At 64.6% G+C, this 18206-nt stretch carries 18 protein-coding genes and 1 tRNA gene; 9 read left to right on the top strand and 10 right to left on the bottom strand.

Features of this window, described 5'->3' with window-relative positions:
* Nucleotides 1–15: 15 nt before the first annotated feature.
* From CH289_RS20190 to dnaG, 3 genes are read left to right on the top strand one after another with little or no spacing between them, the layout of a single operon-like run.
* The gene (locus tag CH289_RS20190) at nt 16–735 is read left to right on the top strand and encodes a YdcF family protein (protein ID WP_019667476.1); all 720 of its coding nucleotides are present in this window, start codon (nt 16–18) and stop codon (nt 733–735) included.
* On the top strand, nt 732–2009 hold the full coding sequence (locus CH289_RS20195; protein WP_094724322.1) for a deoxyguanosinetriphosphate triphosphohydrolase: 1278 nt from the start codon (nt 732–734) through the stop codon (nt 2007–2009). The genes CH289_RS20190 and CH289_RS20195 overlap by 4 nt, the downstream gene beginning before the upstream one ends.
* 42 nt (nt 2010–2051) lie before the next feature.
* The gene (gene dnaG / locus CH289_RS20200; protein ID WP_019667474.1) at nt 2052–3974 is read left to right on the top strand and encodes a DNA primase; all 1923 of its coding nucleotides are present in this window, start codon (nt 2052–2054) and stop codon (nt 3972–3974) included.
* Here the strand turns inward: dnaG and CH289_RS20205 are convergent.
* Nucleotides 3971–4219, bottom strand: coding sequence for a hypothetical protein (locus CH289_RS20205; RefSeq protein ID WP_020111626.1), 249 nt, complete (start codon nt 4217–4219; stop codon nt 3971–3973). The genes dnaG and CH289_RS20205 overlap by 4 nt on opposite strands.
* A 139-nt stretch (nt 4220–4358) precedes the next feature.
* Between CH289_RS20205 and CH289_RS20210 the strand changes: the two genes are divergently transcribed.
* Together CH289_RS20210 and CH289_RS20215 are read left to right on the top strand one after the other, a co-directional pair.
* Nucleotides 4359–4431, top strand: a tRNA-Asn gene (locus CH289_RS20210).
* Nucleotides 4432–4576: 145 nt separating this feature from the next.
* Complete coding sequence (locus CH289_RS20215) at nt 4577–5134, top strand: CbrC family protein (RefSeq protein ID WP_179276839.1); 558 nt, start codon at nt 4577–4579, stop codon at nt 5132–5134.
* A 19-nt stretch (nt 5135–5153) separates the two neighbouring features.
* Here the strand turns inward: CH289_RS20215 and CH289_RS20220 are convergent, their stop codons facing one another.
* Nucleotides 5154–6095 (bottom strand): alpha/beta fold hydrolase, encoded by a 942-nt coding sequence (locus CH289_RS20220; RefSeq protein WP_037180872.1) that lies wholly within the window; start codon nt 6093–6095, stop codon nt 5154–5156.
* A gap of 101 nt (nt 6096–6196) precedes the next feature.
* On the opposite strand from CH289_RS20220, the gene CH289_RS20225 reads away from it, so the two are divergent.
* Together CH289_RS20225 and CH289_RS20230 are read left to right on the top strand one after the other, a co-directional pair.
* Nucleotides 6197–6802, top strand: a complete 606-nt coding sequence (locus CH289_RS20225; protein WP_256977378.1) for a TetR/AcrR family transcriptional regulator — start codon at nt 6197–6199, stop codon at nt 6800–6802.
* 19 nt (nt 6803–6821) lie between these two features.
* Complete coding sequence (locus CH289_RS20230; RefSeq protein ID WP_019667469.1) at nt 6822–7712, top strand: alpha/beta fold hydrolase; 891 nt, start codon at nt 6822–6824, stop codon at nt 7710–7712.
* Here the strand turns inward: CH289_RS20230 and CH289_RS20235 are convergent, their stop codons facing one another.
* Entirely contained in the window at nt 7713–8705 is a 993-nt protein-coding gene (locus CH289_RS20235; RefSeq protein ID WP_094626448.1) for an AraC family transcriptional regulator, read from the bottom strand.
* A gap of 164 nt (nt 8706–8869) precedes the next feature.
* On the opposite strand from CH289_RS20235, the gene CH289_RS20240 reads away from it, so the two are divergent.
* Nucleotides 8870–9226, top strand: a complete 357-nt coding sequence (locus tag CH289_RS20240; protein ID WP_230594138.1) for a putative quinol monooxygenase — start codon at nt 8870–8872, stop codon at nt 9224–9226.
* Between the two features lie 23 nt (nt 9227–9249).
* On the opposite strand, the gene CH289_RS20245 is transcribed toward CH289_RS20240, so the two are convergent.
* Genes CH289_RS20245 through CH289_RS20265 form a run of 5 tightly spaced genes read right to left on the bottom strand, consistent with a single transcriptional unit; the run spans nt 9250 to nt 16345 of the window.
* Entirely contained in the window at nt 9250–11748 is a 2499-nt protein-coding gene (locus tag CH289_RS20245; protein WP_094728417.1) for a sensor histidine kinase, read from the bottom strand.
* Nucleotides 11748–12380, bottom strand: a complete 633-nt coding sequence (locus CH289_RS20250) for a potassium-transporting ATPase subunit C (RefSeq protein WP_037180861.1) — start codon at nt 12378–12380, stop codon at nt 11748–11750. The genes CH289_RS20245 and CH289_RS20250 overlap by 1 nt, the downstream gene beginning before the upstream one ends.
* A gap of 1 nt (nt 12381) precedes the next feature.
* Complete coding sequence (kdpB, locus tag CH289_RS20255) at nt 12382–14490, bottom strand: potassium-transporting ATPase subunit KdpB (protein WP_094728418.1); 2109 nt, start codon at nt 14488–14490, stop codon at nt 12382–12384.
* Nucleotides 14487–16241 carry a potassium-transporting ATPase subunit KdpA gene (gene kdpA / locus CH289_RS20260; RefSeq protein ID WP_094728419.1) on the bottom strand — a complete coding sequence of 585 codons (1755 nt, stop codon included), beginning with the start codon at nt 16239–16241 and terminating at the stop codon, nt 14487–14489. The genes kdpB and kdpA overlap by 4 nt, the downstream gene beginning before the upstream one ends.
* Before the next feature lie 5 nt (nt 16242–16246).
* The gene (locus CH289_RS20265; protein WP_019667462.1) at nt 16247–16345 is read right to left on the bottom strand and encodes a potassium-transporting ATPase subunit F; all 99 of its coding nucleotides are present in this window, start codon (nt 16343–16345) and stop codon (nt 16247–16249) included.
* 299 nt (nt 16346–16644) lie between these two features.
* On the opposite strand from CH289_RS20265, the gene CH289_RS20270 reads away from it, so the two are divergent.
* On the top strand, nt 16645–17271 hold the full coding sequence (locus tag CH289_RS20270) for a dihydrofolate reductase family protein (RefSeq protein WP_094728420.1): 627 nt from the start codon (nt 16645–16647) through the stop codon (nt 17269–17271).
* 79 nt (nt 17272–17350) lie between these two features.
* On the opposite strand, the gene CH289_RS20275 is transcribed toward CH289_RS20270, so the two are convergent.
* Nucleotides 17351–17716 (bottom strand): RidA family protein, encoded by a 366-nt coding sequence (locus CH289_RS20275; RefSeq protein WP_019667458.1) that lies wholly within the window; start codon nt 17714–17716, stop codon nt 17351–17353.
* Nucleotides 17717–17735: 19 nt separating this feature from the next.
* Nucleotides 17736–18206, bottom strand: coding sequence for an SRPBCC family protein (locus CH289_RS20280; RefSeq protein ID WP_094728421.1), 471 nt, complete (start codon nt 18204–18206; stop codon nt 17736–17738).

Consider the following 18206-nt stretch of genomic DNA (forward strand, 5'->3'; position numbering starts at 1 on the left):
TGGCAAACTCGAGGAGTGAACTCGACTGTCGACCGCGATCCGTACGGCGATCCCTACGGGGAGACGTACGAATACACCGAGCCCGAACCCGCGCGGCTCGGGTTCTTCGGCACGCTCGGTCGCTGGACGACGAGGCTCGTCGTCGGCGTAGTTCTGATGGGACTCGTCGTCGTCGGCGGCACCGCGGTGCGGGTCTGGCAGGTGGCCCGGATCGACGACCACACGCCTGCACAGGCGATCGTGGTGCTCGGCGCAGCGCAGTACTCGGGCACTCCGTCGAGCGTGTTCGAGGCTCGATTGTCACAGGCAGCCGCGTTGTACGAAGAAGGGGTCGCACCGGAAATAGTGACCGTCGGCGGGAAGCAGGAAGGCGACCTCTACACGGAGGCTGCGTCCGGCCGTAACTACCTCATCGATCAGGGAGTGCCGGCGGACAAGATCATTGCCGTCGAACAGGGCTCGGACACGCTGGAAAGCATCGAGGCGGTCAGCGAAACGCTTCGCGCACAGGGTAAGTCGTCCGTCGTGCTGGTGAGCGATCCGTGGCATTCGTTGCGCACGCGCACCATGGCCCGCGACGCTGGACTCGAAGCGTGGACATCGCCCACCCGCACCGGCCCGGCCGTGTACACCCGCGAGTCCCAGGCCCACGGAATCGCGCGTGAGACCGGTGCGTTGCTGTGGTATCAGCTGACGCACTTCACCGCGGACTTCTCCTACACGGCAGGGCAATGACAGTGAGCGACTACACCGACCACGACATCGAACGATTCGTCACCGAAGCACCCAAGACCGCCGGGCTGGACAGCGGGCAGGAAAACGCGTCGCATCGCAGTCAGTTCGCGCGCGACCGAGCACGTGTGCTGCACTGCGCGGCATTGCGCAGGCTCGCCGACAAGACACAGGTGACCGGGCCGCGCGACGGCGACACTCCGCGCACCAGGCTCACACATTCACTCGAGGTCGCACAGATCGGTCGCAGCATCGGGGAAGGACTCGGCGCAGACCCCGACCTCGTCGACCTCGCCGGTCTCGCCCACGACATCGGGCACCCGCCCTACGGGCACAACGGCGAGAAAGCGCTCGACGAGGTCGCCGCGAACTGCGGCGGGTTCGAGGGCAACGCGCAGAACCTGCGCATCCTCACCGGAATCGAGCCCAAGATCCTCGATTCCGACGGCACCAGCGTCGGGCTCAATCTCACCCGCGCATCGCTCGACGCCGCCATCAAGTATCCCTGGTTGCGCCCGTCGCCCGGCGCGAAATTCGGTGCCTACGATGACGATTCCGCCATCTTGGACTGGGTACGCGACGGCGCACCCGACCGTCGCAAATGCCTCGAAGCCCAATCCATGGACTGGGCCGACGACGTCGCCTACTCGGTTCACGACGTCGAAGACGGCGTCATCGACGGCCGCATCGCACTCCGGTCACTCGGCGACCGGTCCGAGCAACGAGAGCTCGCCGAACTCGGTGTTCGCGAGTTTCGCGGCCTCGACCAGAACGAGCTCGTCGAAGCCGCCGAACGCCTGTCCCGCATGCCGGTGGTCCTCGCTGTCGGTGAATTCGACGGCACCCTCGCCGCGTCGGTCGCGTTGAAGCATCTGACCAGCGAGCTGGTCGGGCGATTCGCCACCGCAGCCATCGACGCCACCCGTCAGAAATGGGGAACCGAACCCTTGTCCCGGTACGACGCGGACTTGGTCATCCCGCCGATCGTTGCGTCCGAGGTCGCTCTGCTGAAGACGATGGCCTTGCGCTACGTGATGTCCGACGCGAGCCACAAAGTGCGGCAGGCACGCCAACGCGACCGCATTCACCGCGTCGCCGAATGGGTCGAACGATCCGGGCCGGGTGAGCTGGACCCTATTTTCGTCCCCGCCTGGAACGGCGCGCAGTCCGATGCCGAGCGCACCCGAGTCGTGGTGGACCAGATCGCGTCGTACACCGAAAGCCGCCTCGAACTGATCGACAAGCGCAGTCTCGGAGCTCAGGCCAGCTGGGGCTGATCCGCTTCGTCGGAGTCGTGGGACAGGACTAGACTGCCCTTCGTGGCCGGCCGAATTCCTGAACGTGACATCGCCGCCATTCGCGAACGCACACGGATCGAAGACGTCGTCGGTGACTACGTCTCTCTCAAGCGCGCGGGCGGCGACTCGATGAAGGGCCTGTGCCCCTTCCACGACGAGAAATCTCCGTCGTTCCACGTCCGACCCAACCATGGGCATTTCCACTGCTTCGGCTGCGGTGAGGGAGGTGACGCCTACTCCTTCCTCCAGAAGATCGAGCACATCTCCTTCGTCGAAGCCGTCGAGCAACTCGCCGACCGGCTGAACTACTCGATCACCTACGAGGGCGGAGGGCCATCGGTTCAACGTGACCGGGGCACCCGAGCGCGGTTGATCGCAGCCAACTCTGCGGCCCAGGAGTTCTACGCCGCGCGTCTGCGTGAACCCGACGCCCAGGCCGCTCGGGACTACCTGACCGAGCGCAACTTCGACGGCCAAGCCGCGCTGGCGTACGGCTGCGGATACGCGCCCGACGGCTGGGACACCCTGACCAAGCACCTGCTGTCCAGCGGCTTCGAAGCCAAGGAGATCATCGACGCGGGCTTGGCGACACCCGGTAAGCGCGGAACACCCATCGACAGGTTTCGGCGACGGTTGGTGTGGCCGATTCGCAGTCAGAGCGGCGACACCATCGGCTTCGGCGCCAGGAAACTGTTCGACGACGACACCATGCCCGGCAAGTACATCAACACGCCGGAAACCATGCTGTACAAGAAGTCTCAGGTGCTGTTCGGGCTCGACATGGCACGCAAGGACATCGCCAAATCGCATCAGGCCGTCATCGTCGAGGGATACACCGACGTCATGGCCATGCACCTGGCAGGCGTCAAGACCGCCGTCGCCTCGTGCGGCACCGCCTTCGGTGAGGACCACCTGGCGATGCTGCGTCGACTCATGATGGACGACAGCTACTTCCGCGGCGAGGTCATCTACACCTTCGACGGCGACGACGCAGGCCAGGCGGCCGCGATGAAGGCTTTCGAGGGTGATCAGAAAATTGCCGGACAGACCTTCGTCGCCATCGCGCCCGAGGGCATGGATCCCTGCGAGCTGAGGCAGAAATCCGGCGACCCCGCCGTACGTGACCTCGTTGCACGCCGCACCCCGATGTTCGCCTTCGTCGTGAAATCGCTTCTGCGTGAACATGATCTGGACACGCCCGAAGGTCGGGTCGAAGCGCTGCGCAGAACCGTCCCCGTCGTGGCGCGGATCAAGGACGCATCGCTGCGCGACGAATACGCGCGCCAACTCGCCGGCTGGACCGGTTGGGACGACACCGCGATGGTTCTCGCACGGGTTCGAGACGAAGCCAAGAAGGGCGCACGCGGAGACACGAAGAAACGCACACCGTTCGACAAGCGCCAGGCGCCCCCGGCGGAGGTGCCGGCAGGCCCGACGCGTCCACACCCCAAGGATCCGTCCCTGTGGCCTCAGCGTGAGGCGTTGAAGTCCGCGCTGCAGAACCCGGCGATCGCCGGGTCGGTCTTCGACTCACTGCCTCCCGAGACCTTCACTCACCCCGCCTACGCCGCCGTCAGCGCAGCGGTGACCGCCGCAGGGGGGACCGCCGCAGGCCTCGGCGGAGGGGAATGGGTCGACGCCGTCGCCAAGCGGACCGAAACTGCGGTCGTGAAATCGCTCGTGATGGAGCTCGCGGTCGAGCACATCCCGGTGGCGGACATCGCGCTCACGCGATACATCGGCGGGGTACTGGCTCGTCTACAGGAAGTCTGGGTGGGGGAGCAGGTCGCCGAGCTCAAATCCAAGATGCAGCGCATGTCACCGCAGGACAACCAGGACGAGTACTACGCGCTCCTCGGCGACGTCATTGCCCTCGAACAGTACCGACGAAGCCTGCTCGAACAGGCCATCGGCAACGTCGAGGACGACTCCGCAGCCGGCTAACGCTTACGCAGCTGATCCTGGGGGATGTAGAGCTGCGTCTCGTCGTCGATGGGCTTCATCGGCTCGAGCTTCGGCTGCGTGTTCAGCGAATCCGACAGCTTCTGCCTGCTGACCTCGATGACCTTCTTGGTCGCCGGGCTACCCGCCACGGCGGAAGCCGTCTTACGAATCTGCTCGTAGCGACCACGACCAGCCTTGGCTCCGAGCACGTACGCCGCCCCAGCAGCCAGAACCAAACGAATCATCACAAGTCCTTAGATCAGTGTTGTGCACGCGTCCCACCATCCTGCCTGACGGGGCCCGAGCAGGGCGATTTGGTACTCCCATGGGGGTGTGCGCTATTGTTTCTCTCGGCCCGCACGAGAGTGCGAAGCCACTGAGTAATCCCCTGTAGCTCAATTGGCAGAGCTTCCGACTGTTAATCGGACGGTTGCTGGTTCGAGTCCAGCCGGGGGAGCTCGAGACCCCCATCCAGTTCCTGGGTGGGGGTTTTCTGCTGTCGAGGGCGCACATTCACCCACCTGTTGTGCGTACGCAGACCTGCGCAACGCACAACAGGTGGGTGAATTTCGTCGCGGGTTGTGGATGTCATCATCGAGGACGTGAACCGCGACCGCCCGCCCGTCTTTCGGTTCAATCCGCGCGCGTACGAACTCGGGTTCTTCGAGGAGACGCAGGGGGAGTGCGATGCGTGCGGTCGACCGAGTGACCTGAAGTACCAGGGTTCGTTCTACTCCGTTGCGAAGGTCGAGTTTCTCTGTCCATGGTGTATCGCCGACGGTACGGCGGCCCGAAAGTTCGACGGTGAGTTCAACGACTGGATCGGTATCGACGGCGTGCCGCCGTCGCCGGATGGTGTGATCAGCGTCGATGTCGACGAGGCCCGTGAGGTGTCCGACCGAACGCCGTCGTACCCCTCGTGGCAGCAGGAGCAATGGCGGTCCCACTGTGGCAGGCCCTGCGCATTCGTCGGATACGTAGGCGCGGACGAACTCGTCGTGTATCTGCACGAGAAGGACTTCGCCGCCGATGTCGACGGTGGAACCGGTTTCGAGCCCGTCGTCGTGAGGAAGTATCTGGAAGTCGAAGGTGATCTGTCGGGCTACCTGTTCCAGTGCTTGACCTGCGGTGCACACCGGCTGCACGTCGACTCCTGTTGAGGCACTGCCGGATACAGGTTCAGGACGAGAGGAATCGGCTGATCTCGTCGGCGATCCGGTCGGCCTCCTCGGAGCCGACGGCGTGCGACGCCTCCGGGTAGACGACGACGGTGCCGTTGCCGAGTGCACGTCGCGCGACCTCCTCGGCGTCGGAGGCGTCGTGCATGACCGATCGTCCGGCGAGTATCGCGAGGACAGGCATTCGGAGGCCTTCCAGGTCGCTCTCGGGGATCAGCGACGGTTGCGGCAGCTTGATCGAGTAGGCGCTCATGGCGGTTTCGATCATCCGAGCCACGGCGTTGTCCTCGACAGGTGCGCCGCCGGCTGTGTACGAGGCGAACGAATCCCGCCAGGACTTGGGTAGCCACGAGACAGATGCCGGGATGGCTCGAACCGCCGTCCCGAGCGGGATGGTGGCGAACGTGTACGCCGGGTCGATCAGCATCAGGGAGGCAACACGGTCGGGGTAATGGGTTGCCAGGTTGGTCGCGGCCCATCCGCCGATGGACAGGCCCAGTAGGTTGAATTCGTCCTCGGGGAGTTGTTCGAGAGTCTGGTCGAGCCAGGCCGCGTTGTCGTCGTCGTTCTCGATCGGGACCTCTTGCACACTCATTCCCGGTTCGCCCAGCAGGTCCAGTGCGTACACGTCACCGAGTGCGAGCAGCGAGGGCATGTTCGTGGCCCAGATAGGGCTGGGTGACGATCTACCGGGAAGCAGCACGAACGGGTGCTCCGTCCTGGTCGGTCCGGTGCCGTCGAAGCGGTAGACACGAACGAATCCGAATTCCGTTCGTACGTCCAGGGTTCGGTCAGGCGTCGGCATGTCCTCCCAGGCGCGTTGGTAATCGGCCACGAACTTCTCGTGCTTGTCCTTGGAGTTCCAATGACCGACGGGGCTGGGGGTGCGGAGGGCGAATGCGCCCGCGGTCACCGTTACCGCCACGACGAGTGCCGCAATCACCCATGCTCGACGCCTTCTCCTGGGGCGGGTTGGCGATGGATCGTCCATGACTACCTCTGACCTTATGGTCAAAAATTGGTCGATGTCGGTAACCTTACGTCATGTCTGCGCGTATGTCAGGGGCCGATGGACCGACCAGAATCGAGCGCGAACGGCGTGCGCAGATCATCGCCGCAGCTGTCTCACTGGTCGCCGAACACGGATATGCCGCCGCGTCGTTGGCACGGATCGCCGATGCCGCGGGGGTCGTCAAGGGCACGGTGGTGTACCACTTCAACACCAAGGATGCGGTGCTCACGGCCGCATATCAGCATGTTCTGACCGCGCTGGTCACACACGTCGGCGAGCACGTCGACGCGTCGCCGCCACCGGAACGCCCCGAGGCATACGTGCGCGCGATGATCGGATACCTGGCGGATCATCCGGATCACGCACGAACCATGGTGCAGGCCGGACTGGCAGCTGCGAACAACGGCGCGTCCCGACACGAGAGGCATGAGCGCTGGCGTCCCCTTGCGGGACTGTTGTCCGAGGCCAGGGGTGACGACCGGGGACCGGGACGGGACGAGCGCACACTGGCGATCCTCGCGGGAGGGATGATCGACGCGGTCGTCGACGAATTCCTGGAGGACCCCACCTTCGACACGGGGTCGGCGGCGTCGGAGATCGTCGAGATGGTCGGCAGCAGGCTCGGAGCCGACTCGTGAGGCGCCGCGATGAGTTTTCATGCCCAGCGCGGTCGACACGAGCATGACAACTCACACTTTCACCGTGCCCGGTGCAACTCTGACGTACGACGTCGTCGGTCCGTCGAGCGAAGACGCGGTACCGCTTCTGTTGATCGGTTCACCTATGGACGCAAGCGGATTCGGAACCCTGGCGTCGCACTTCACCGACAGGGTGGTGGTCACCTACGATCCCCGCAACACCGGTCGCAGTACATGCGAGGACGACACCGCCGCAGTGACAGCCGCTCAGCACGCGGACGATCTCCGCGCGCTCCTGTTCGAACTGGGCTCGGACACGGTCGATGTCTTCGCGACCAGTGGGGGAGCAGTGAATGCGCTGGCATTCGTGGCTGCCCACCCCGGACTCGTTCGAACGCTCGTCGCACACGAACCACCGGCCGGTGCGACGCTGCCGGACCGCGACCACATCCGCGCCGTCTGCGAGGACATGGTCTCCATCTACGACGCGCAGGGCTCCGGCCCCGCGATGGCTGCATTCATCATGCTGGTGATGCACCGCGGTGAGGTCGACCATGACTACCTCGATCGACCGGCGCCGGATCCATCGCAGTTCGGCCTGCCGACGGACGACGATGGATCGCGCAACGACCCGTTGATGTCCAACATGCGCGGTGGCGTTGTGGATTTCGCGCCCGACGTAGACGCATTGAAGGCGTCCGGTACCCGCATCGTCGTCGCCGTCGGTGAGGAATCCGGCGGTCCGGTCGACGGTGAATTAGCCGGTCGCGCTGGATATGCCGTTGCTGCGCTGCTGGGCCGCGACGCCGTCGTGTTCCCCGGCGGACACCAGGGGTTCTGTGGCGGCGAGTTCGGCCAGACCGGCAGGCCCGTCGAATTCGCGGCAGCGCTGCGTTCCGTCCTGGATTGATCAGGTGTCGGATGTCGGCGCAATGGACGGCGCCGGTTCCGCTGTCGACGACGGTCGCGTCCGAGAACGGCTCCCGACGTCCCGCGATCGTGAGCGGTATCGTCCGGGCGGGATCTGTCGTTCGCGGCGAAAGGCACGACTGAAAGCGAATTCGCTGGCGTACCCGAGATCGGTTGCGATCGTGTCGAGGGAGTCGTCGGTATCGCGTAGCCGTCGGGCTGCAAGATTCATGCGCCAGTCGGTCATGTACTTGCCGGGAGTGGTTCCGGCGAAGACGGCGAATCGCCGCATCAAAGTCTGTTTCGACGTCGACACTTCGCGCGCCAGCGACTCCGTGGTCCACGGACGGCCGGGCTCCTCGTGGATCTTGCTGACTGCCGAGTAGAGCAACGGGTCACGAAGAACGCCCCACCAGGACGCCGACAGTTCCGTGTCGGTCGAGAGCCAGGCTCGCATGACTTCCACCAGGAGGACGTCGACCAGACGGTCCAGCAACAGATCCGTGGCGGGTCCAGGTGCGGCAAGCTCCCTGCCGAGGATGGTGACGATATCGGACGCACTCGCGTCGAGTTGCGGCGCAGAGAGATGAAGTACGGGAGGTAGAACCGCGAAAACGGGAACGGGAGCCGCGAAATCGTAACTGTACGAGGCTCCGAGGATGTGGGTCCGAGCGCCGCCGTCCCCGAGCGCGAGGGCCGCGCCGCGGAGCCTGGCATCGACCGCGGCCGCATTGTCGCAGGAGTGCACCGGAGCCGACGGTGCACTGGCGAGCGTGTGACCCGAGCCCTGGGCGAGCACTACGACGTCGCCAGGCATCAACATGCGGGGTGTGTCACCGTCGACGATCAGGTAAGCGATCCCGGCGGTGACTGCATACACGACGGCATCACGGTCTCCCGCCCACTCCACACCCCATTCGCCTGCGGCGGTGATCCGAGCGCCTGCACTGCCCCGTACCGACGAGACCGACAACATCTCGGAGAGAACATCCACCTGTCGAGACTAGCAACGGTCCACCGAAATGCTCATAACGATTGTTCGAATGGTTCATTCGGGTATTTTTCGGGGAGTTTCAGCCATGGATGCGTCGTCGTTGCGGTTCTAGCGTGGATCACAGCCGCGAGCACACAGCCCGCGACCTGGATGAGAGAAGTCTGATGAGCACACACGACAACACGGTTCCCGATGGCCTCGTTCCCAACGACGTACTGAATTCGACCACGCCTGTCGCGGTGTACGGTTTCGCTCGCGCCAAGGCAGGAAAAGAAGAGGCACTCGCACGCCTCATCCGTTCGATCGTTCCCGCCGTACGCGCCGAACAAGGATACGAGCAGTACTCGGTGCACACCACGCCGGCGCAGCCGGGTGCGTTCGCGTTCTACGAGCGATGGTCGACCGGGGCAGATATCGCCCGCCACCTCCAGCAACCGTTCATGCAAGCCTATTTCGGTGCGCTCCCCGAACTCGTCGAGGGCGACCTCGAGGCCGAATGGCTCCGGCCGTTGAGCGACTGAGCCGCACCGCCAACTCGGGCTGATCAGGTGTCGGATGTCGGTGAGATGGACGACGCCAGCTCCACCGTCATCGTGACACCGCCGCCGGGGGTGTCCGACACAGAGACCGACCCGCCCATCGCGTCGACGAAACCGCGGACCACGGACAGTCCGAGGCCGACGCCGGTGGTGTTGTCGGTGTCGCCGAGGCGCTGAAATGGCTCGAAGACAGCGTCTTTCGAGCCGAGCGTGATCCCCGGGCCACAGTCGGCGACAGTGATGATCGTGCGGTCGCCGACGGTAGCGGCGCCGATCCGGATCGTGGTGTCGGCGGCGTGCCTGGCTGCGTTGTCGACGAGATTGGCCAGTACCCGTTCGAGCAGAATCGGGTCGGCCGCGACGGTGGTGTCACCGACGTCGACGACGAGGTCGGGTGTGCCTCGCGTAGTGGAGTCGCACGCTGCTCGCACCGCGTCCTCGACCCGAACGGTCGACAGCGTGGGCCGAACGACACCGGCGGCGAGGCGAGACGAATCGAGCAGGTTCCCGACGAGAGCGGTCAACGTGTCGGTGGACTCGTCGATCGTCGCGAGCAACTCAGCGGTGTCGTCGGCGGAGAATTCGACGTCGGTGCTGCGCAGGCTGGAGACCGACGCCTTGACAGCGGCGAGGGGAGTTCGGAGGTCGTGGCTGACGGACGACAGGAGGGCCCGTCGCAAGCGGTCACCCTCCGCCACAACCGATGCTGTGCTCGCTTCCTCGGCCAGTTCGGCTTGACGGATGAGTCCCGCCGCCTGGTTCGCGACCGCTGCGAGTACTCGTCGATCGTGTGCACCGGTTTTCGATCCGGCCAACAGCAACGCGAAATCGGCGTCCGGCGTCTCGATCGCGGTGTCGGCCGAGGGGGCGTCGGTGGGCGCGTCGCTACCGACGGATTCGACGACGTCGCCCGACCGTCGAATGATCGATACTGCACGCTGCGAATAGGTTTCACGGACTCGCTCCAGCAAGGCGTGCAGGTCACCGCCGCGCAGAACCGTGCCTGCGAACAGTGTCAACAGCTCGGCCTCCTGAGATGCACGTTTCGCCCGCGCGGCACGGCGAGCGGCGACATCGACAAGGAAGGCGACGGCGACGGCCATGATCAGCAGCACCACCGTCGTGACGAAATTGTCCGGTTCGGCGATGGTGAAACTGTAGCGGGGGTCGGCGAAGAAAAAATTGAGAAGCAACCCGGCTATCAGTGCCGACAGCGCCGCTGCGGCAACTCCACCGAGCAATGCGACTGCAAGAACCACCATGAAGAACAAGGCACTCTCGCCGCCGAGGTCGAGATAGGGGTCCACGAGCAGCATCGCCAGCGCCGACAGGAACGGGACGACGACGGCTGCCGCCCAGGAGATAATCCGCCGGTGCGTCGGATCGGGTCTGATCAGTCGGGACAGACGCCACCCGCGGCTGACCTCGTCGTGCGTGACCATGTGGACGTCGATCTTCCCCGACTTCTGGATCACGGCAGCACCGATACCCTCGTCGAGAATGCGGGCCCACCGAGAGCGTCTCGACGTTCCGATCACCAACTGGGTTGCGTTCACGCCGCGGGCGAACTCCAGCAGGGTGACAGGAACATCGTCGCCGACGACACTGTGCATGCTGGCGCCGAGACGCTCGGCCAATGCGCGGACCTTACCCATCTGCGGCGCCGACACTCCGCTGAGCCCATCTCCTCGAATGACGTGCAGCACCATCAGATCCGCGGACGACTTCGATGCGATACGCCGCGCCCGACGCACCAGCGTCTCCGATTCGGGTCCACCGGTGACCGACACGACGACCCGCTCGCGCGCCTCCCACGTCTCGGTTATCCGGTGTGCCGTTCGGTATTTGGCCAGGGCCGCATCGACCTGATCGGCGATCCACAGAAGGGCGAGTTCCCGCAGCGCAGTGAGGTTGCCCTGCCGAAAGTAGTTGCTCAGTGCTGCGTCGATCTTGTCGGCGGCGTAGATGTTCCCGTGCGACAGGCGACGTCGCAGTGCTTCGGGAGTGACGTCCACCAGTTCGATCTGATCCGCGGCTCGGACCACCGAATCAGGGACGGTCTCGCGCTGCGGGACGCCGGTGATGTGTTCGACGACGTCGTTGAGACTCTCGAGATGTTGGACGTTGAGAGTCGACACCACATCGATCCCGGCGGCAAGCAAGTCCTCGACATCCATCCAGCGTTTGCCGTTTCGGCTGCCGGGGGTGTTGGTGTGCGCGAGCTCGTCGACGAGGACCAGACCAGGTCCACGCGCGATGACGGCGTCGACGTCGATGTCCAGCGCTTTGCTACCGCGATAGTCCACGGTGCGCATCGGGAGGTTCTCGATTCCCTCGAGCAGGGCTGCGGTGCGCGCGCGGCCGTGGGTTTCCACCACGGCCGCAACGACATCGCATCCGCGTTCCTTCCTGCGATGCGCTTCGCCGAGCATCGCGAAGGTCTTCCCGACGCCAGGAGCGGCGCCCAGATAGATGCGCAGTTCACCGCGGGCGTCGGGGGACATCAGCTGCAGCCAGGGGCGGTCAGACCCAGCGCGACGTTGAGCTCCGGCACGTCGACTCGCTCGTTGCCGAGGAAACCGAGTTGGCGTCCCGAGGTGTACTCGTCGACGAGGGACCTCACCGTGTCCTGACTCAGCCCGTTCACCTCCGCGACTCGGGCGATCTGGATTGCCGCGTAGGCGGGGCTGATGTGTGGATCGATGCCGGATCCGGATCCGGTCACTGCGTCGGCCGGAACCTGATCCGGGTCGACGTTCTCACGTTCGGCGACCTGCACGCGTCGCTGCTCGACGAAATCGGCAAGCGTCTCGCTGCTCGGTCCCTGGTTCGAGGGAAGTGCGGCGGCAGGATCACCCGGTGCGAACGCGTCCTCGTCGGCCACCGATCCGGTGACCCGGGTGTGGAAGAACGGATCCGGCATGCCGTCCTCGACCTGAGGGTCCACGCCGATCAAGCTGCTGCCGACCACGCAGCCGGCGCTGTCGGTCAACGGCGACCCTTCCGCGGAGTCCGATCCGAGCCTGCTCACCGCCCACACTGCGGCCGGGTACCCGACGCCCAGAATCACCGTGAGTGTCAACAGGACGGCGAGTCCGGCGACGATCTGACCGAAGAACCTTTGAACGAAGCGCATGTCAGCCTATCCCTGGGATGAAACGAACAACGAGATCGATGAGCCAGATACCGATGAACGGGGTGATCACACCACCGACTCCGTAGACGAGAAGGTTCCGCCGAAGCAACGTCCCCGCGTTGGACGGCACGTAACGAACGCCTTTCAGCGACAGGGGGATCAACCCGATGATGACCAGTGCATTGAAGATCACCGCCGACAGAATGGCCGATTCCGGCGTTGCCAGCCCCATGATGTTCAACGTGCCGAGTTGCGGATACACCACGCTGAACAGTGCCGGCAGGATGGCGAAGTACTTCGCGAGATCGTTGGCGAGCGAGAAGGTCGTCAGCGCTCCCCGCGTGATCAGCAGCTGTTTTCCGATCTCGACGACCTCGATGAGTTTCGTGGGATCGGAGTCGAGATCGACCATGTTGCCGGCTTCTTTCGCGGCCGATGTGCCGGTGTTCATGGCGACGCCGACGTCCGCCTGCGCCAAGGCAGGAGCGTCGTTGGTCCCGTCACCCGTCATGGCCACGAGACGACCACCCTGCTGTTCTCGGCGAATCAGTTCCAGCTTGTCCTCGGGGGTGGCCTCGGCCAGGAAGTCGTCCACCCCGGCCTGTGCGGCAATTGCTTTGGCGGTCTTCGGATTGTCGCCGGTGACCATGACCGTGCGGATTCCCATTGCGCGTAGTTGCGCGAAACGTTCCGCGATTCGAGGCTTGACCACATCCGACAACTCGATCACGCCGAGGACACGCGCCGAGTCGTCCTGTCCGGCGGAGGCGACGACCAGGGGAGTGCCGCCCATCTCCGCGATCGAGGTGACGGTCTCCTGTGCGTGGAAATGTAGGCCAGGGCCTACATTTCCACGCACGTGGGAGTCGACCCACGCGAGGACGGAATCCGCTGCCCCCTTGCGGATTCGAGTGCCGTCCAGGTCGATTCCGCTCATTCGCGTCTGTGCGGTGAACGGGACGAACTCCGCTGACTTCTCCGATTCGGTCGGGTGCAGGGGCAATCCGAAATCGAGCGCGCACAGATCCACGATGCTGCGCCCCTCCGGCGTTCCGTCCGCGAGGGAGGACAACCGGGCGGCCGCAGCCAATTCGTCGGCCGTGACGCCTGGAATCGGATGGAGCCCGGTGGCGCGGCGGTTTCCGTAGGTGATCGTGCCGGTCTTGTCCATCAACAGAGTGTCTATGTCGCCTGCTGCCTCGACGGCGCGCCCGGACATGGCCAGCACGTTGCGCTGGACCAACCGGTCCATCCCGGCAATCCCGATTGCCGACAGCAGGGCGCCGATGGTCGTCGGGATCAGGCAGACGAGCAGCGCGATCAGTTTGACGGGATCCTGCGCCTCACCCGCGTACGCGCCCATGGGACCGATCGCGACGACGGCGAGAAGGAAGATGATCGTCAGGGACGCCAGCAGGATGTCGAGCGCGATCTCGTTCGGGGTCTTCTGCCTCGAGGCGCCCTCGACGAGAGCGATCATCCGATCCACGAACGTCTCGCCCTGCGCGGACGTGATCTCGACGACGATACGATCCGAGAGAACTGTGGTGCCACCGGTGACCGCGGACCGGTCGCCGCCCGATTCACGTACTACGGGTGCGGATTCGCCGGTGATGGCGGACTCGTCGACCGTCGCGATTCCCTCGATGACGTCGCCGTCGCCTGGGATGACCTCTCCTGCGGAGACGACCACGTGATCCCCGACGCGCAGGTCCGTACCCGGAACTTCCTCGATGCTTCCGTCGGTTGCCCGACGCTTGGCGACGGTGTCGCGTTTGACGGCTCTCAGGCTGGCGGCCTGTGCTTTTCCGCGCCCCTCGGCGACGGACTCGGCGAGGTTCGCGAACAGGAGGGTGAACCACAACCATGCCGCGACGAGCCACGCGAACACCGACGGGGACAGCACGGCGAGGACCGTGCAGACCACCGATCCGACGAAGACGACGAACATCACGGGGTTGCGTGCGAGATGCCGGGGATCGAGTTTGGCCGCGGCGTTCGGCAGCGAAGTCCACAACTGACGTGGACTGAAATATCCCGACCTGACCGGTGACGGTGACTCGTCGACGTCGGATTCGTCTGCGAGGAGCGGGGAGGTGGTGATGGTCATTGCAATGCCTCTGCTATCGGGCCCAGAGCGAGGGCCGGGAAGAATGTCAGTGCCGCAACGAGAACCACGGTTCCCAGTACCAGGACCGAGAACAACGGACCGGTGGTGGGCAGGGTTCCAGGATTCGGTGCGCTGCGCCGCTGGGTGACGAGTGATCCGGCGAGTGCCAGGACGAAAATGATCGGGAGGAAGCGACCGAGCAGCATCGCGACGCCGAGCGATGTCTGGAACCAGTCGCTCGTGACGGTGAGCCCACCGAAAGCGCTGCCGTTGTTGTTGGCAGCGGAGGCGAACGCGTAGAGCACCTCCGTGAAACCGTGGATGGAACCGGGAGTGCCCGGTTCACCGGCGTTGCCCTGAAAACCGGTGGTGGACGACAGGATCACGGTGATCGCCGTACCGGTGAGAACCAACGCGGGCATGACGAGCACCGACAGTGCGGCGAGGGTTATCTGGCGTTGGCCGATCTTCTTACCGAGATACTCGGGTGTTCGGCCGACGAGCAGACCGCCGACGAAGACTGCGATGACGGCGAGGACGAGTAGGCCGTACAAGCCGGTTCCCACACCGCCCGGGGCGATTTCACCCAGCAGCATGTTCAGTAGCACCGCACCGCCGCCCAGTGGGGACATGCTGTCGTGTGCGGAATTGACCGCGCCGGTGGACGTACCGGTGGTCGCCACGGCGAACAACGTGGATCCAGGGATGCCGAAACGAACTTCCTTGCCTTCGAGCATCACTCCGGCGGCTTGGGCAGCCACACCGCGTGCGCCCGATTCTGCAGCAGCGGTCACCGCGAGCAGGGCGCCGAAGAGAACTGTCACCACGGCGAGCAGTGTCAGGCCTTGCTTTCGATCGCCGACCATGGTTCCGAACGTCCGGGTCAATGCCACCGGGACGAGCAAGATGGAGATGATCTGTACGACGTTGGACAACGGCGTCGGATTCTCGAACGGATGCGCCGAGTTGGCGGCGAAGATGCCGCCACCGTTGGTACCGAGCTCCTTGATGGCTTCCTGCGATGCGGCAGGAGCCAGCGCATTACCGGCCGTCGACCCGTCGAGTCCGGTGGACGCGAAACTGCTGGCGAAGGACTGCACAACGCCCTGGGTCAACAGGATCAGGGCGACTACGAAGGACAAAGGGAGCAGGATGCGAAGTGAACCGCGTACGAGGTCGACCCAGAAGTTGCCGAGTTCACCGCCCGTCCGTACGCGGACGAATCCACGGACAACTGCGATGGCCACCGAAAGCCCGACGGCCGCCGACACGAAGTTCTGCACGGCAAGTCCTACGGGCTGAGTGAAGTTCGACATCGTCGTCTCCGGCACGTAGGACTGCCAGTTCGTGTTGGCCACGAACGATATCGCCGTGTTGAACGCAACCGAGGGACTGACGCCGGGTAGGCCACCGTTCAGCGGGAGCACGCCCTGAACTCGTTGCAGCACATAAAGAAAGAACGCACTCGCAATCGAGAATCCCAGAACGGACAACGAGTACCCGATCCAGGTCTGCTGCGACCGTGAATCGATCCGACACAACCGGTAGATCCAGGTCTCGACGCGGAGGTCCGCCATCGCCGGTGACCGCACCACGGTCGCCGCCCCACCCGAGGCGGAGGCGACGTCCGGTGCTCGGTCGCTGTCGTGCGCGAACACTTTCGCCATGTAGTCGCCCAGCGGGACGTAGGCGGCCGCGAGTACGACTGCCACGACGCCGATCTGAAGGGCAGAAGCCAGAGCAGAGTTCATCGCCGTCAGAACCTTTCGGGATCGACGAGTGCAACGAACAGGTACACGATCGTTGCGGCCGCGATCACCAGCAGGATCACGCTGATTGCGCCGTCGAGTGTCATTTGGACACCCCGTTCGAGGCGATGGCCTTCAGGATCAGTGCGCACACACCGAATCCGCCGGCCATGACCACGAGGTAGCCGAGATCAGCCATGAATTTCTTCGCCCTCTTTTTCGTAGCGTTCCGGCGGCCCAGTGCCTGCCGGTCGACTGCATGTCTACTGCCGTGTGTGCGCCGCGGAACGGATCCTTACGGATCCTTTACGGGACCGAACCGAGTTCTGACGCGAACAAGACGGCAGCGATGAATTTCGAGCGACACGACGGTCGGTACTGCAGACGACCTCGAAGGAGAAAGAACATGGGCACGATACGGCTGGAACTGTTCGCAACGCTCGACCTCGTGGCTCAAGCGCCGGGAGGCCCCGAAGAGGATCCCACCGGGTTTCCCTTCGGAGGATGGCAAGCGCCTCTCATGCACGAACTCACCGGAGCTCAGGTGCAGGCTGCGTACGAGGGAACCGAAGCGTTACTGCTCGGGCGTCGAACGTACGACATCTTCGCCGCGTACTGGCCGCACCAGGAAGGTGGTCAGGACGATTCGATCGCGACATTGTTCAACCGCGTCCCCAAGTACGTGGCGTCGCGCGGCACGCCCGATCTGTCGTGGAACGGTGCCACGCACCTGGGCTCCGACCTGGCGTCGGCGATAGGGGAGATCAAGAATCGGCACCAGGACATCAAGGTCGTCGGGAGCCTGAACTTCGTGCAGACGCTGGTGCGCGAGAAGCTCTTCGACCGCATCGATCTGTGGCTGTATCCCATAGTTCTCGGAGTGGGCAAGAAGGTGTTCGACGGTGGTGCGGTCCCCACCAACCTCGAGTTGCTGGCTCCGCCGGAGGCCACGGACAACGGCGTCACCTACCTCCAGTACGGGCGACTCGACGGCACGCCGCAGACAGGCGACATGTCCGCCGAGCGGCAGTGATTCGGAAGGCCTGGATGCACGTCAGGGTGCCCCGGACTTCTACCGGGGCACCTTGCGCGGGCTCGGAGTCGGGGTGGTGTCAGGACACGATCGCGTCGGCTTCGATCTCCACGAACAGTGCTTCGTCGATGAGTGCGCCGACTCCGAGAAGCGTCGACGCCGGACGAATCGAGGCGAAGATCTCGCCGTGGACTGCGGCGACCTCCTGCCACAGCGACACATCGGTCAGGTAGATGCGGGTGCGGATGACGTCCTGCAGCGAACCACCCGCCTCCACGAGCGCGCGTTCGATGGTTTCGAGTGCGGCTCGGGCCTGCTCGGCCGCGGTTGCTCCCTGACCGGTGGTGCCGGACACCGCAATGTGGTTGCCGATCCGGACTGCGCGGCTGTACCCGATCTTGGGTTCCCACTCGGACCCGGACGAGATGTTCTGTCTTTGGCTCATGGGGCCCAATTATGCTGCTCTACTTGTAGAACCCCTCGCGCAGGTTGATTCCGTGCTCCACCCACACCTTGAGGGCAGCGAGCATTCCCGTCCAGCCCTGGCAGTTGCCGAACGCGCTCTTTGCACCGGCAGGCGTCGGCCTCCACGAGGACTCCGTGATCGTCACGAGTGTCCTGGTGTCGTCATCGAGTGGCTCGAACTCGAAGGTCGTCGTGGTGCTCCCGTCGTCGGAGGACGTACCTTCGCCGTCCCACCTGATCACGATCCGGTTGGGTGGATCGGCGTCGATCACCTGAACGGGGAACGCGCCGGGAAAGTCGTGGAAATCCCAGGTCACCTCGGTGCCCGCGTCGAGCCGCCCGCGTGCACCTCCGGTGGTGAAGTACCTCGACAGCTGCTCGGGGTCGGCGACGGCCTCGTAGACATCGGCGACGGGTCGGGAAATTCGTCCCGACACGGTGAAGGACAGTTCGGTCAGATTCTCAGACAT

Origin of the sequence: Rhodococcus sp. RS1C4 (assembly GCF_002258225.1) — a bacterium.
Lineage (GTDB): Bacteria > Actinomycetota > Actinomycetes > Mycobacteriales > Mycobacteriaceae > Rhodococcoides > Rhodococcoides fascians_E.